The 14,859-nt window shown below is 57.0% G+C and carries 13 protein-coding genes; 12 read left to right on the top strand and 1 reads right to left on the bottom strand.

The features are described 5' to 3' along the window. Positions 1-20 precede the first annotated feature (20 nt). The 11 genes from C5L39_RS01835 (at position 21) to C5L39_RS01785 (ending at position 13,074) form a co-directional block, all read left to right on the top strand. Positions 21-1,274, top strand: a complete 1,254-nt coding sequence (locus C5L39_RS01835; protein ID WP_123047199.1) for a M18 family aminopeptidase — start codon at positions 21-23, stop codon at positions 1,272-1,274. A gap of 26 nt (positions 1,275-1,300) precedes the next feature. Next, on the top strand, positions 1,301-2,137 hold the full coding sequence (locus C5L39_RS01830) for a tRNA (adenine-N1)-methyltransferase (RefSeq protein WP_123047198.1): 837 nt from the start codon (positions 1,301-1,303) through the stop codon (positions 2,135-2,137). A gap of 51 nt (positions 2,138-2,188) precedes the next feature. Beyond that, complete coding sequence (arc, locus tag C5L39_RS01825; protein WP_123047197.1) at positions 2,189-3,688, top strand: proteasome ATPase; 1,500 nt, start codon at positions 2,189-2,191, stop codon at positions 3,686-3,688. Positions 3,689-3,697: 9 nt separating this feature from the next. Beyond that, positions 3,698-5,209, top strand: a complete 1,512-nt coding sequence (gene dop / locus C5L39_RS01820; RefSeq protein ID WP_123047196.1) for a depupylase/deamidase Dop — start codon at positions 3,698-3,700, stop codon at positions 5,207-5,209. An 81-nt stretch (positions 5,210-5,290) separates the two neighbouring features. Beyond that, positions 5,291-5,482, top strand: a complete 192-nt coding sequence (locus C5L39_RS01815) for a ubiquitin-like protein Pup (protein ID WP_123047195.1) — start codon at positions 5,291-5,293, stop codon at positions 5,480-5,482. Between the two features lie 5 nt (positions 5,483-5,487). After that, on the top strand, positions 5,488-6,915 hold the full coding sequence (gene pafA, locus C5L39_RS01810) for a Pup--protein ligase (RefSeq protein ID WP_123047194.1): 1,428 nt from the start codon (positions 5,488-5,490) through the stop codon (positions 6,913-6,915). Beyond that, positions 6,916-7,869, top strand: coding sequence for a helix-turn-helix transcriptional regulator (locus C5L39_RS01805; RefSeq protein ID WP_245974842.1), 954 nt, complete (start codon positions 6,916-6,918; stop codon positions 7,867-7,869). It abuts the gene before it with no gap. Between the two features lie 3 nt (positions 7,870-7,872). Continuing rightward, positions 7,873-8,850 (top strand): helix-turn-helix transcriptional regulator, encoded by a 978-nt coding sequence (locus C5L39_RS01800; protein WP_123047193.1) that lies wholly within the window; start codon positions 7,873-7,875, stop codon positions 8,848-8,850. Positions 8,851-8,905: 55 nt separating this feature from the next. Further along, positions 8,906-9,241: a Sec-independent protein translocase subunit TatA gene (gene tatA / locus C5L39_RS01795; protein WP_123047192.1), complete on the top strand. Its 336-nt coding sequence runs from the start codon at positions 8,906-8,908 to the stop codon at positions 9,239-9,241. A gap of 24 nt (positions 9,242-9,265) precedes the next feature. Then, positions 9,266-10,255, top strand: a complete 990-nt coding sequence (tatC, locus tag C5L39_RS01790; protein WP_425453832.1) for a twin-arginine translocase subunit TatC — start codon at positions 9,266-9,268, stop codon at positions 10,253-10,255. Between the two features lie 32 nt (positions 10,256-10,287). Next, positions 10,288-13,074, top strand: a complete 2,787-nt coding sequence (locus C5L39_RS01785) for a DEAD/DEAH box helicase (RefSeq protein ID WP_123047190.1) — start codon at positions 10,288-10,290, stop codon at positions 13,072-13,074. Here the strand turns inward: C5L39_RS01785 and C5L39_RS01780 are convergent. After that, positions 13,071-13,694, bottom strand: a complete 624-nt coding sequence (locus tag C5L39_RS01780; RefSeq protein WP_123047189.1) for a S1 family peptidase — start codon at positions 13,692-13,694, stop codon at positions 13,071-13,073. The two genes, C5L39_RS01785 and C5L39_RS01780, sit on opposite strands and share 4 nt — an antisense overlap. 34 nt (positions 13,695-13,728) lie before the next feature. On the opposite strand from C5L39_RS01780, the gene C5L39_RS01775 reads away from it, so the two are divergent. Further along, the gene (locus C5L39_RS01775; protein WP_123047188.1) at positions 13,729-14,844 is read left to right on the top strand and encodes a M24 family metallopeptidase; all 1,116 of its coding nucleotides are present in this window, start codon (positions 13,729-13,731) and stop codon (positions 14,842-14,844) included. The last annotated feature ends 15 nt before the right edge of the window (positions 14,845-14,859 follow it).

The following is a 14,859-nucleotide window of genomic DNA, read 5'->3' as shown; positions in this document are numbered from 1 at the left end:
ACCGTGGCAAGGTAGGAGATATGAACCAAACTCCGGATCTTCTTGACTTCCTTGCTTCCGCCCCGAGTTCTTATCATGCGGCTCACCTCGTTGCCGATCGACTATCCGCGGCAGGATTTGCCCGCCAGAACGACACTGATGCTTGGGATGCTTCCCCCGGTGGGCATGTTCTCGTCCGCGGAGGAGCAGTCATGGCTTGGTGGGTACCCGAAGATGCCTCTCCCGAATCCGGATTCCGGATCATCGGCTCGCATACCGATTCTCCCGGTTTCACCCTCAAACCTCATCCAGATATGACCGCCGCAGGTTGGCAGCAGGCGGCCGTGGAAGTTTATGGCGGGCCGATCCTATCGTCCTGGTTCGACCGCGACTTGGGGTTCGCAGGTCGCATTGTCTTGGCTGATGGCTCTACCAAGCGAGTCGCTACCGGTGCCATCGCTCGGATTCCTCATCTGGCAATCCACCTAGATCGTTCGGCTGACCGGAGCATTGATCGTCAACAGCACACCCAGCCGATTATCGGAACTACCGCGACTTCAGTGATGGACGCGGTGGCCGAAGCCGCTGGGGTGGACAAGCAAGATATTTATGCCCACAACGTGATCACCTATGACACTCAACGTGCTGAAGTATTCGGCGCTGATGCGGAGTTTATCGCCGCTGGTCGGATGGATAATCTCACCTCGGTACACGCTTCACTGATTGCGCTATTGCGGGCTGTTGATTCCGGCGATACCGGTAAGGATGTGCTCGTGCTCGCTGCCTTCGACCATGAAGAGGTTGGCTCGGCTTCGACGACTGGGGCCGCCGGCCCGATTCTGGAACAGGTCATGAGCAGGACTGCGGGCTACCTTGGCGCCGATAACGATGGATTCGCCCGGATGATCGCGCGTTCTAGTTGTGTATCGGCCGATGCCGCGCATTCTGTGCATCCCAATTACTCAGGCCGCCACGACCCCTCACACCAGCCGATTATCGGCCAAGGCCCAGTGGTCAAGGTCAATTCCAACCAGCGATACGCCTCCAATGCAAAAACGGTAGCTATGTGGGAACATGCCTGCCGCGCGGCTGGGGTGCCCTCACAAGCTTTTGTCGGCAACAATGATGTGCCTTGTGGCTCGACGATCGGACCGATCACCGCCACCCGCATCGGAGTAGCGACCGTGGATGTCGGCGTGCCCTTGGTCTCGATGCACTCCGCTCGAGAATTAGCAGGCGTGCAGGACCAGATATGGTTCGCGCAAGCGCTTGAGGCATACTTAATTAACCGATAACCCAGATCTACAAGGAGCCCTTCCACATGGCCAATTCCGGCCCGTTCCAGCTCGGCGACCGCGTCCAGCTCACTGACGCTAAGCGCCGTCATTTCACCATCATCCTGGAATCGGGGAAGAGCTTTCATTCCCATAAGGGCATGATCTCCCACGATGAGATCATTGGTATGCCAGAAGGTTCGGTCATCCGTTCCACGCTGGGATCGGATTTCCTACTCTTTCGCCACTTGATGGTCGATCATGTCTTGTCGATGCCCCGTGGCGCGGCCGTGATCTACCCGAAAGACTCGGCCCAGATCCTCGTCGAAGGCGATATCTTCCCCGGCGCCCGAGTGCTGGAGGCAGGTGCCGGTTCCGGCGCTTTGTCTATGAACCTGCTGCGTGCAGTCGGCGAGCAGGGCAAAGTGATTTCCTACGAAATTCGCCAGGACCATTTGGATTTTGCTGAGTCCAACGTCGATGAGTTCTTCGGCGGCCGGCCTGACGCGTGGGATCCCCGGTTGGGCGATCTCAAGGAAGTCACTGCCGATGATCTCGGCGGCCCCGTCGACCGAGTCATCCTGGATATGCTCGAGCCCTGGGAATGCCTAGAGGTCGTGCGCGACATTCTCATCCCCGGTGGAGTGTTCATGACCTATGTGGCTACCGTTCCACAGTTGATGAAGGTCATGGAGGGAATCCGGGAGCAGCAGTGTTTCACTGAGCCACGAGCTTGGGAGTCACTGGTTCGTGAGTGGAAGGTCGAAGGTTTGGCCACCCGCCCGGAGCACCGAATGAATGCCCATACTGCCTTCCTGATCTGGGCTCGTCGCCTGACTGACGGGGTTACCCCGCCGCGCCCGCAGCGCCGCGCTAGGAAATAGCCAGCTAGCTATTAACCCCAGATGAGTGCGGCACGGCTATAGAGTGAGTACATGAACAGCTCTGAGACCACCTCACTCAACCAGGAGATCCAAGCACTGGGTCTCCAAAACGCTAAGCTCTCCCGAGCGCTGAAAGCCTCCCGTGATCGGCTGGCAGATCTCAGCGCTCAAATTGACTCCTTAGCTGAGCCAGCCTCAACTTATGGGGTGTTTTTGGAATACTCGGCTTCCGGTCAAGACGCCGAGGTATTTACCGCTGGACGGCATATGCGGCTAAAGATCTCGCCTGGTATCCCGAAGAAAAAGCTCACCCCAGGGACCTTAGTTCGCCTTGGTGAAGGCAGCATCGTGGTGGAAGATTGCGGCTTTACCGACACCGGTGAGTTAGCCGTGGTCAGCGAGCGCATCGACGGCCGTCGGGTATTGGTAAGCACCCACAATGGCGATGAGCGGCTGTTAAAACTAGCTGGCCCAGTGGCCGAGGAAGCCCGTGCTGGCGACACTCTCTTGGTAGATACCAAGGCCGGGGTGGGTTTTGAGCGAATCCCCAAGACTGAGGTCTCCCAGCTCTCACTCGAAGAAGTTCCAGATGTTGCCTACGAGGACATTGGCGGCTTGGATGAGCAGATTGAATTGATCAAAGACGCCGTCGAGCTGCCATTTTCCCATCCACAGCTCTATCGGGATTATCAGCTCAGCCCGCCAAAGGGTGTGCTGCTCTACGGCCCACCCGGTTGCGGCAAGACGCTGATTGCCAAGGCCGTAGCCAACTCTTTGTCGCGGAGAATGGGGGATGGCTCATCATCCTATTTCCTCAACGTCAAAGGTCCCGAGCTGCTCAATAAGTTCGTTGGAGAGACTGAGCGACGCATCCGCCTGATCTTTGAACGCGCCCGTGAGTTAGCAGGCGAGGGCCGTCCGGTGATCATCTTCTTCGATGAGATGGAGTCAATCTTCCGTACCCGTGGATCAGGAGTGTCCTCCGATATGGAAACTACCGTGGTTCCACAGCTGCTCACCGAACTCGATGGGGTGGAAAACCTCGCCAACGTCATCATCATTGGCGCGACTAACCGCGAAGAGCTCATTGACCCAGCACTGCTGCGGCCTGGCCGATTGGATGTAAAAATCCGGGTGCAGCGTCCCAGCCGCGATGGCGCGCGGGATATCTTTGCCCGCCATCTCACTGAGGCAGTGCCGCACACCATCGGCGTTGAGGCGCTGATTGAGGCGGGCGTCGAGAAGCTCTTTGAGCCCCGGGCTTACGTGGAGTTGACGCTTATTGACGACACAATTGAGACGCTCAACTACTCAGACTTCGTCTCTGGGGCGATGATCGCCAATATCGTCGATCGGGCGAAGAAGCTGGCTATCAAAGATCATCTGTCCCAGATCAGCGATGCTGGTGTGAGCCCGGAGCATATCCGGCAGGCAGTGGTTACCGAGCAGCAGGAGAGCGAAGATCTGCCTAATACCGCGAACCCAGATGAATGGAGCCGAATCACCGGACGCCATGGATCACGCGTCGTGGCCGCCCGAGTAGTCGGTTAGGCTGGGGATATGACTCGTTATATGGGTACGGAAACCGAGTACGGCATCGCCACTCCGGATGCTCCGGGGTTGAGCCCGATTATTACCTCCACCCACGCGGTGGTTGCCTATGCAGCAATGCATACCGGCGCCAGATCCCGCTGGGATTATGCGGAGGAATCACCGCTGAAAGATAGCCGTGGTTTTGACCTACGTCGCTACCGAACCGTCCCCGTAGTTGATTCGGACGCGGTGGGAGTGGCTAACGTGGTCACCACCAATGGTGCCCGTTTCTATGTTGATCACGCGCACCCGGAGTATTCCTCCCCGGAGGTCTCCAATGCCTATGACGCGATGGTCTATGACGCTGCGGGAGATCTGATTCTCAACCAGGCCGCAGCGGAAATTCGTGGCCTCTACGAGCACAACCTCTCAGTGCTCAAGCATCACGATCCTTGTCCGCCGTTGAAAATCTACAAGAATAACGTTGATGGCAAGGGCGCTTCTTATGGCGCGCATGAGAACTATCAGTACTCGCGGCAGACAGATTTCGATCTACTTACCCAAGCGCTGATTCCGTTTTTCGTTACTCGCAATATCATCATTGGCGCAGGCCGAGTAGGTATTGGGGCAGAAGGCGAGCAGCCCGGATTCCAGATTTCTCAACGAGCGGACTATTTCTTCCAGGAGGTCTCGCTAGAGACCACGCTCAACCGGGGCATCGTCAACACCCGCGATGAGCCACACGCGGATGCTGATCATTTCCGCCGGCTGCACACCATCGTCGGGGATGCGAATATGTCGCAGACCGCGAATTTCCTCAAATTCGGTATGACCAAGTTAGTCATCGATGCCATCGAAGCGGGGGGCGATTTCTCGGATCTTCGTCTGCGCAACCCGGTTGCTGAAATCAAAAACGTCTCCCACGATCTCACCCTGAGCCATCGATTAGAGCTTGTCGACGGTCGCGAACTCACCGCCCTAGAAATCCTCGCGCTGTACCGGGAACGGGTCAGTGCCCTCGACGATGTTGACCAGCGAGTCGTTGAGCTCTGGGGACAGGTCCTCGAGCTATTAGCTACCGATCCACTGTCGACCTCGCATCTGCTGGATTGGACCGCGAAGTGGTCCTTGATCTCGGGTTATCTCAAGCGGGGAGTGGATATTTCGGATGCCAAGATCAGACTCATTGACCTGCAATATACCGATATCGACCCGGCGCGCTCGCTCTATCACGCGCTCGTGGGCAAAGGTCGGATGTCTACGTTGGCCTCAGCTGATGAGATAGCCGCTGCTGCGATTACTCCGCCGGCCGATTCCCGTGCGTGGTTCCGTGGTCGGGTCTCCGCTCGTTTTGGCGAGGATGTCATCGCCGCGAGTTGGCAGGCACTTTTGCTCAAAACCACCCAGGGTTCGGTCCGCCTAGCCATCAACGATGTGGACGGCTTCACTAAAGCACAGGTCGGCGAGCTAGTTGAGCGAGTCGAAAACACCGATGAATTAGTAGCTGGTCTTGCCAAACTTGGACTCTGCTCAGACTAGAGTCCGCACTAGGGTTTCTGGCTGAGTACACCAGCACCACAACTTCACAGCTTCACCTAACCTAAGGAGACTAAAGAGACGATGACCGGACCTCAGACACAGGCATTCTCCGGCGGCGGCGACGGCAACGAGGATGATCAGGCCGCTGCCATCGCGGGCCAGGCGCAGCTCAATACCACCGGAACTGATGATCTGCTCGACGAGATCGACGGACTATTGGAAAACAACGCGGAGGAATTCGTCCGTTCCTATATCCAGAAGGGTGGCCAGTAGTCCCGATGAGTCAGGTGCAGTTGTATAGCCGCCGCATCATGGGTGTGGAGACGGAGTACGGCATCACTGCGGTCTCCTCCCAGAAAAACCGCACGCTCACTCCGGAAGAAGTCGCTCGGTATTTGTTTAGACCGGTGGTTCAGCGCTACGCCAGCTCCAATATTTTCACCCCCAATGGTTCTCGTCTCTACCTCGATGTCGGCTCTCACCCTGAGGTAGCTACCGCCGAATGCGATAGCCTCACGCAGCTGCTTAACTATGAACGCGCTGGCGATGTCATGCTCAATGATCTGGCCTGCCAGGCAGAAAAGGCGCTAGCGCACGAGGGAATCGACACCCGAATTTATCTGTTCAAAAACAACGTCGATTCAGTGGGTAACTCCTATGGCTGCCATGAGAATTATCTGGTGGGACGCGAACTGGTACTGCGCAATCTGGCCAGGCAACTCCTGCCGTTTATGATCACCCGTCAGTTGATCTGTGGTGCAGGCATGATTGCTCGTGCCACCGCCGGAAACCAGCCCGGTTTTCTGCTCTCGCAGCGTGCTGATCAGGTGTGGGAAGGAGTCTCCTCCGCGACGACGAGATCTCGTCCGATCATCAACACTCGCGATGAACCCCACGGGGATTCCCATCGTTTCCGCCGGATGCATGTCATCGTGGGCGACTCAAATATGTCTGAACCCACCTTTGCGCTCAAAGTCGGTTCCACCCTCTTGCTCTTGGAAATGATCGAGGCAGGGGTGGACTTGCCGGATCTAGAATTGGCCGATCCGATCTCCCATATCCGCGATATCTCTCGGGATATTACCGGCTCCACGGTGCTTGATTTGAAAAACGGCGGCACCGTCACTGCGTTGTCGGTCCAGGAGCAAACCCTGGCTGCAGCAACTCAGTGGTTGGATCAGCGCCCAGATAAGGGCACTCCGACTGAGGAACTGCGCCGGGTAGTCGATCTATGGCAGCGTCAGCTCGAGGCTATTGCCACCGGAGATTTCTCCCGGGTTGATCGCGAAATTGATTGGGTAATCAAGCGCAATCTGCTCCACCGTTACCTCGACCGGCTCGGCGGAGATTGGTCACATCCAAAGTTGGCTCAGGTTGATCTGGCCTTCCATGATATTCGGCCAGGTCGTGGATTATTTCCCCTTTTAGAGGCTAAGGGTCTGGTGGATCGCTGGAGTAGTGATGAAGACATTGCCGCCGCAGTGTTAGAGGCTCCAGCGACCACGAGGGCACATCTAAGAGGTCAATTCATCACCCACGCTGAGCACCTCGGTGCGCCGATTACTACCGATTGGGTGCACTTGAAGATCAATGCACCGCAGACCCAGATGGTGGAGTTAACCGATCCGTTCGCGGCCGTCGATAGCCGAGTTGACGCACTTCTTGACTACTTGGACGAGCACGCGGGCGAATACGGGGAGCACTAGGTGAGCAGACAAGATGAGGCCGTTCAGCGGTTGACCAAACTCGTCTTCGCCCTGTTGGCGGCTGACCGAGAAGGTGGTCGGATGCTGACCCCCGAGTGGATCCGCACGCATGTCGAGGGCTATCAAGACCTCAGCGATGATGCTTTCCTCACTAAGATTCACCGCGATATTGCCACTTTGGCGCGTGCCGGAGTGCCGTTGGAGTCGTGGCAATCAGCGGATGGTCAGGGGACGGTCTATCGCCTGCAATCCGAGCAATATCAACTACCCGAAGTCAGCTTCACTCCAGAAGAATCAACAGTGTTGGGTCTGGCCGGCGAGATGGGCCACAGTGGTGAGCTAGGGGTATTTGCTCGCTCCGGTTGGACCAAACTTGCGGCCGCTGGCGCTAGTCGTGATCTCTCTCAAACACCGGTGTTTTCTACTGTCAATGATGTCACGGTGTTGCCGGCTCGAATGCTCACGTCCATTCTCACGATTATCCGCGCGGGTTTTCGCATGAGTTTTAGCTATACGGCTACTCCGGCTAGCACTCCGGTCAAGCGCACGATGGATCCGTGGGGATTGGTTCCGCTGCATGATCGGCTCTATTTGGTCGGCTATGACGTTGACCGGCAAGCCCCGCGCAGCTTCCGGATCTTGCGTATCAGCGATGTCCACGCCAAACGCACCCGCGCCGTCCACACAGAAACCGCTACATCTTTACAAAAGATCGTGGAAGATTCGCTCCGGGTAGGAAGGCAGCGTATCGACGCCCTCCTATCCATCCCCGAGGGCAGCGCACACGAGCTTGCTGCCGCCGGTACCCGACGGCCCGATGGACTCGTAGAGCTCCGCGATGTTGACCGAGATTGGTTGGTTCGCACAGCTGCGGGTTTTGCCTACGTAGTTGAACTAATCGAACCGGCAGATGCCCGCGAAGAAATCATCGCCCTGCTTTCGGAGGTGCACTAGCTCATGCCTCGACCAATAGACTCACCCGCCAAGCTAGACACATTGGTTCATTTGCTCAATATCATTCCCTATTTTCAGGCTCACCCGGAGCGCTCGGTGATGGAGGCAGCCAAAGACTTGGGCCGTGAGCCCGGTGCTCTGTTGGCAGATCTGCACCGATTATCATGCAGTGGGGTAGGCAATTGGCCCGAGGAACTGGTCGATCTCCACGCCGACTACCGGCGGGTGACCATCAGCAATTCTCAAGGCATGGACCGGCCGCTTCGGTTAACCCCCACTGAAGCCGGTGTGTTGCTGTTGACCTTGGAGTCTCTCGAGGCGATGTCGGGTCTGACGGATCGCAAGGCGGTGATCTCCGCGGCCAAAAAGCTCCGCGAGATCCTCGACCCTAAAGCGGTGGCTGTTTTTGACTCTTTGGCTGCAGAAGATGTGGCTGAGACATCCGCTCAACTGGTATTGCGCCAAGCGTTGGAAAATAATCAACGGGTTAACTTCAACTATCGTTCCGTCTCTTCTGACACTGTCCGGTCGCGAGTGGTAGACCCAGTCCGCATTTTCGTCAACGGCGGGGAGACTTACCTTACTGCGTGGGAGGAATCCTCCGGCCAGCACAAGCATTTTCGGGCAGACCGGATGTCTGACATGCGCGCTCTCGATGAACCTTCGTCTCCACATCTAGATCAGATTCCATTCGATCAACACGATCCATTTAGCTTCCTAGACATTCCGGAGAAGGCACAGCTATTGATGCGCGCCGAGGCCACCTGGCTGGCTGACTACTATCCGATCACTCTGGGTAGGATCAGGGAAGATAGTCGCGTCGAGGCTTCTATGCCGTTGGGATCAACAGAGTGGTTCATCCGCTTCGCTCTCGGCCAAGCAGACCGACTCGAGGTCATTGGACCTGCACACTTGGCGCAACAGGTGCGCCTTCGTACCTCGATTGGACTGTCAACGTATAATTGCCTGCCAGACCGGTAGCGCGTCCTGCGCTACCCCCTTGCCGACACATTCGCTTCTTTTTGGAAAGGCTCCCATGCCCATCGGCCCCACCGAACTCCTCATCCTCCTCGTTGTCCTCGTGTTGCTGTTCGGGGCGAAGAAGCTGCCCGACGCTGCCCGCTCCATTGGCCGTTCAATGCGCATCTTCAAGTCCGAAGTTAAGGAAATGGGCAACGACGATCAGCCGCAACAAGCTCAGCAGCAGCAGGCTCCTCAACAGCTGACCTCCGGTCAGGAAAACTACTGGGATCAGCCACAGAATCAGCCCACTCAGAACTCCGCTGCACCGCAGCCACAGCAGGGAAACCAGCAGGGAAACCAGCAGGGAAACCAGCAGGGAAACCAGAATCCTAACCAGCAGAATCTCTAGCAAGAACCCTGTTAAGAGTCCACTATGAGTGCTGAGAGTCCTTCATCCGCCCCCAGCCGTTTCCGGCGGAAGTCAAAGAAATCTCCGACCGGAGAGATGACACTGGTCGACCACATCCAGGAGTTTCGGCGACGGGTCATCATCTCCTTGCTCGCTCTGCTGGTTGGCGCGATCCTTGGTTTCATCTGGTACCAAGAGAGCTTCCTAGGAACACCCTCCTTGGGTGAAATCCTCCGCGGACCTTATTGCGATTTGCCACCGGAAAACCGCGCTGATTTTAGCAATGACGGGCAATGCCGGCTCTTGGCCACTGGGCCATTTGAGATGTTCATGTTGCGGCTCAAGGTTGGCGCGTTGGCAGGGTTGGTGCTGTCTTCTCCAGTGTGGCTCTATCAAATCTGGGGCTTTATCACCCCAGGTCTGCACAAAGGCGAAAGACGTTGGACCTTCACTTTCGTATTCCTAGCGGTCACCCTCTTTGTCGCTGGTGCCATCTTGGCCTACTTTGTCGTCTCTTATGGTCTCGACTTCTTGCTGACCATTGGTGATGAAACCCAGGTCGCAGCCTTGACTGGTGAGCGCTACTATAATTTCTTGCTCGCCTTACTCTTGATCTTTGGCGTGAGCTTCGAAGTACCCTTGATCATCGCCATGCTCAATATTGTCGGCGTCCTGGAATATGAAGCCATCAAAGACAAGCGTCGAATCATCATTCTGGTGTTGTTTATCTTCGCCGCGTTCATGACTCCTGGACAAGATCCCTTCTCCATGGTGGTCCTAGCCTTCGCGCTGACCATCCTGGTGGAGTTGGCCTTGCAATTTGCCAAGTGGAACGACCGTCGACGAGATCGGCGCCGCCCTGAGTGGATGGACTTAGACGATGAGGCATCTTCACCACTGTCCACCCAATCAGGTGGAATCGATGCGCCTGGGCCGTTATCTTCACCGGCGCCAATAAAGCCTTCGAGTGATCTCAGCAGCCGTGAGAACCAAGACTTTGGTGACGTGCTCTAACTGTTTAACCAGCGACAGGTAGCGTGGTGGTCATGATTGACACCCACGCCACACATTTCGCGGAGTTCACCGCCGGTCTAGATTTCCCACTCGATGACTTCCAAGTGGCCGGCTGCCAGGCAGTGGAAAATGACCAGGGAGTATTGGTCTGCGCACCCACCGGCGCTGGCAAAACTGTTGTCGGGGAGTTCGCAGTCTCTCTGGCTTTGTCACAGGGCACCAAGTGTTTCTACACCACGCCGATCAAGGCGCTGAGCAACCAGAAGTACCACGATCTTGTGGCCGTACACGGCGAAACTGCCGTCGGCCTGCTCACCGGTGACGTCTCCATCAATAGTCACGCAGATATTGTGGTCATGACCACCGAAGTCCTGCGGAATATGATCTATGCCGGCTCTGCAGCTCTCGATCGGCTCAGCCACGTGGTCATGGATGAGATCCACTTCCTCGCTGATGCATCCCGCGGCGCAGTCTGGGAAGAGGTTATTTTGAACCTCGCGGAATCTGTCAACATCATTGGTCTTTCTGCCACGGTCTCTAACTCCGAGGAATTCGGGGAGTGGCTCTCCACTGTCCGCGGAGATACTCAGGTGATCGTCTCTGAGCATCGCCCGGTTCCACTGGAGCAATGGATGATGGTGGGACGAAAAGTCCATCCCTTGTTCGAGGCTAATACCGGTGGGGAAGTCAATCGTGAACTCGAGCGCAGGATTGAAAGAATCCAAGCACCCGATGCCGAAGAAGGCCGATCCGATTATGAATCCGGCAAGGGATTTCGTGCGCGCTCTGCGGGGCGTCGCACAGGTGCCAAACGGCCAGAGGATCGCCAGCGTCCAGTGCGCCGTCCAGATGTCATCCGTGTTCTCCAAGGCATGGACATGCTCCCCGCCATCACCTTTGTGTTCTCCCGCGCTGGCTGCGATGGCGCACTCTACCAGTGCCTGCGCTCCAACTTGATCCTGACTTCTCCAGAAGAGTCCACTCGAATCGGGGAAATCATCGATGCTGGGGTGGAAGGCATCCCCACTGAGGACCTCGAAGTCCTTCAATTCGCACAGTGGAAAGCCGCCCTCCAACGAGGTTTCGCCGCCCACCACGCCGGAATGCTGCCAGCCTTCCGACACATCGTGGAGGATCTTTTCGTCAAGGGTCTGCTGCGCTCAGTCTTTGCTACCGAGACACTCGCTTTGGGCATTAACATGCCCGCCCGGAGCGTGGTGTTGGAAAAGCTCGTCAAATACAATGGCGAGGCCCATGTGGAACTGACTCCTGGCCAGTACACCCAGTTGACTGGTCGTGCGGGACGACGAGGCATCGATATTATCGGCCACGCCGTGGTCCAATGGGCACCCGCAATGGATCCCCGGGCAGTCGCTGGTCTGGCGTCTACTCGGACCTACCCATTGGTATCTACGTTCGCCCCCGGCTACAACATGGCCGTCAACTTGCTCAACATGATCGGCTTTGAGCCTTCACTGCGCCTGTTGGAAAAATCTTTCGCCCAGTACCAAGCCGATGGTTCCGTGGTCGATGAGGTTCGCGAGATCGAACGCGCCGAACACCGTGTCCGGCAATTGCATACTCAGCTCACCCAGGAGATCGCTTCCTTTAACCCGCCAGCCCCTGATGGTGGAGATCCAGTCACCATGTTGCTGGAGTATTTGCAGTTGCGCCGAGAGATCAGTCAAGAGGAGAAATCCGCCAAGGCGCATTCCATTGATCAGCGGGTCGAGGAAACGGTGACCATCCTGGCGCGTTTGCAAGCCGGAGAGGTTATCGCCATTGCTGGCCGCAAGCACCCGGTCTTGGCCGTGGTGATTACCCCAGCCAACCAAGCTCGAGATCCGCGCCCTTGGGTGACCACCGAGCAGGGGTGGTCTGGACGCATCGATGCTGCCGGCTTTAAAAACCCGCCCATCGTCTTAGGCAACATGCGATTGCCGCGCAATATCAGCAAGGCACCACGGAAAAGCACCCGCTATGTCGTCGATCAATTTCATAAGAATCACTATGCCCGCCCGAAAAAGATGCGTAAGACTGCCCGAGTACGGGAATCGGCAAGGGCTATCGAATTGCGCTCCCAAATGCGCGAACACCCCGTCCATATGTGGCCGCCAACTGACCGCGAACAGCTAGCTCGAGTAGGCGAGAAACTGGCCCGTAGGCAACGCGAGCTACACCGCTTGGAAACAAGCGTGGAACGGGCCACGGATACTCTCGGCCGGCATTTGGAGCGCATTATTAACCTGCTCTCTGAGATGAGCTACGTCGAATTCGACGGTTCTGGCCCCAAGGCCACGCCTGTGATCACTCCAGAAGGAGAGCTGCTGGCCAAGATTTACAGCGAATCCGATCTGCTGGTGGCTCAATGTCTACGCCGCGGTATTTGGAATGAACTCGATCCGGCCGAACTCGCCGGAGTGGTCTCCCTGTGCACTTTTGAGAACCGAAAAAGCTCCGGGGGAGAACCCAGTGCTGCCACCGAGCGGATGGGCAAGGCGATGGATGCCACTGCTGGGATCTGGCAAGAACTCTCCGCCGATGAACGCCGCCATAAGCTGCCGATCACCCGCGAACCTGAGGGTGGGTTCGCCCTATCTATTCACCAGTGGGCTGCTGGAGCACCGCTGGGATATTGTCTCTCGGCGGCCGCTGAATCTGGAGCCGAGCTAACCCCTGGCGATTTCGTACGCTGGTGCCGCCAGGTTATCGATTTGCTCCAGCAGGTGGCTAAAACTGGTTACACTGATGAAATCCGGGCTAATGCTCGCCGAGCCATCGATTCCATTCGACGTGGAGTAGTTGCCATCGGCAGTTAATCAAGGCTTGGATAGGCCCCTTGTAGGGCTTCGATTGCCCGGGCAATCGCTCGCCGATGGGGTCCGACCTGGGAGACGGTGGCTAGCCCTAAGTTGTAGCCAAATGGATCACTGATCAGTGATTGCACCGCGACGATCTTGCCACCTTCAAACACCGGCCCACCCGAATCCCCGCGGATAGCTTTGGGATTGTTATAGATCACGGCCCCTGGGCGCACGAGCGTATCTAATCTCCGAGAAAAGGCCACCGGAGTGCGAAAAATCACTCGCCCAAACCGCAGTCGAGGCTGTTTGGCACTACCTCCGAACCCTTCAGTCACCGTGTTCGAAAACCACGTGGGTGGTCTATCTGAGATACCGATCAGATCTCTCGGTGGGCTTTGCTTACTCAATCGCGCCACGGCTAGATCGGTCCCAGGAATAGACACCACGCCCAACACCTCAGCTCGAAAAGAACTTCCGGCAACTCTGACCTGGCCAGATCGCGACCGGAAGAAATGCGCACAGGTCAACACCAGGTCAGTGCTAGTTGCTGGATGGGCCATAAGATCTGGACTAATGAGCGCTCCAGAGCAGTAGGCGCTATCGGCCTTGATCCGGAGAGTGATGTTCGAAGACACCGCCCCACCATAGTGCGGATCTAAGATGGCCGTTATGCCAGTAATTTTCGACGCCCCCGTCTATGCCCATCGTCTCAGCACTGCCGCCGAGCTAGCCCACAGCCAAGGGCTTGCCGGTCTCATCATCGGTACCGGCCCAGAGTTGGCTTATCTGACCGGTTCTACTATCAGCTCCCACGAACGATTGACTGCCTTGGTGATACCAGCCCAAGGCACCCCGCAGCTGGTGGTACCTGCCACTGATCTCGGTGAATTGGCGCATTCTGCAGTGCCGGAATTGGAGATCGAGATCCGTGGCTGGGTCGATGGGGATCGCCCTCATTCACTGGCCGTTGAATCGCTGCCGACGTCCGGTGCGGTGGCGCTAGGCTCTAGCCTGACGACTATCCATGTCCTCACCCTCCAGCAGCTATTGCCTGGGCGTTCAACCGTCCCCGCGGCCACCACCCTGGCTGACCTATTCATGGTCAAAGATCCTGCCGAGATTTCACAGCTCAAACGCGCAGGTGAGGCTATCGACGCCGTCCATCAGCAGGTTCCAGGTTTGTTGCTGCCTGGGCACACAGAACGGCAGGTAGCTGACACTCTCGCTAAGTTAATCCTGGTAGAACACGAGGTGGTTGATTTCGTCATCGTCGGTTCCGGGCCTAATGGAGCTGATCCGCACCATAGTTACTCCGATCGAGTCCTGGAAAGCGGAGACGTCGTCGTGGTTGACTTGGGCGGCACCTTGGATACTGGATATCACTCAGATGAGACTCGTACCTACATCGTCGGCGGCCCGGAGGCAGCCACCGCGAAAGCCCGCGAGGCCTATGAGGTCCTCTTCAACGCCCATGCTGCAGCGGTGGCCGCCGTCGCGCCTGGGGTGAGCGCCGCTGACCTTGATGCTGCGGCCCGGGCGGTGATCACCGAGGCTGGATACGGCGACTATTTCATTCACCGCACCGGACATGGCATTGGTCTTTCCACCCATGAGGAGCCCTATCTCATGGCGGGAAACAACCTGCCGGTCGAACCTGGGATGTGTTTTTCGGTGGAACCGGGGATCTATCTGCCAGGAGAGTGGGGGATGAGGCTCGAAGACATCGTCACCGTCACCAGCAGCGGTGCTGAATATTTGTCCTATCAGCATCGTGAGCTCCGCTAGATCCTCTCTAGTGTG

It is taken from the genome of Corynebacterium alimapuense, from assembly GCF_003716585.1.
Classification (GTDB): domain Bacteria; phylum Actinomycetota; class Actinomycetes; order Mycobacteriales; family Mycobacteriaceae; genus Corynebacterium; species Corynebacterium alimapuense.
This window is presented reverse-complemented; position numbering and strand designations above follow the sequence as displayed.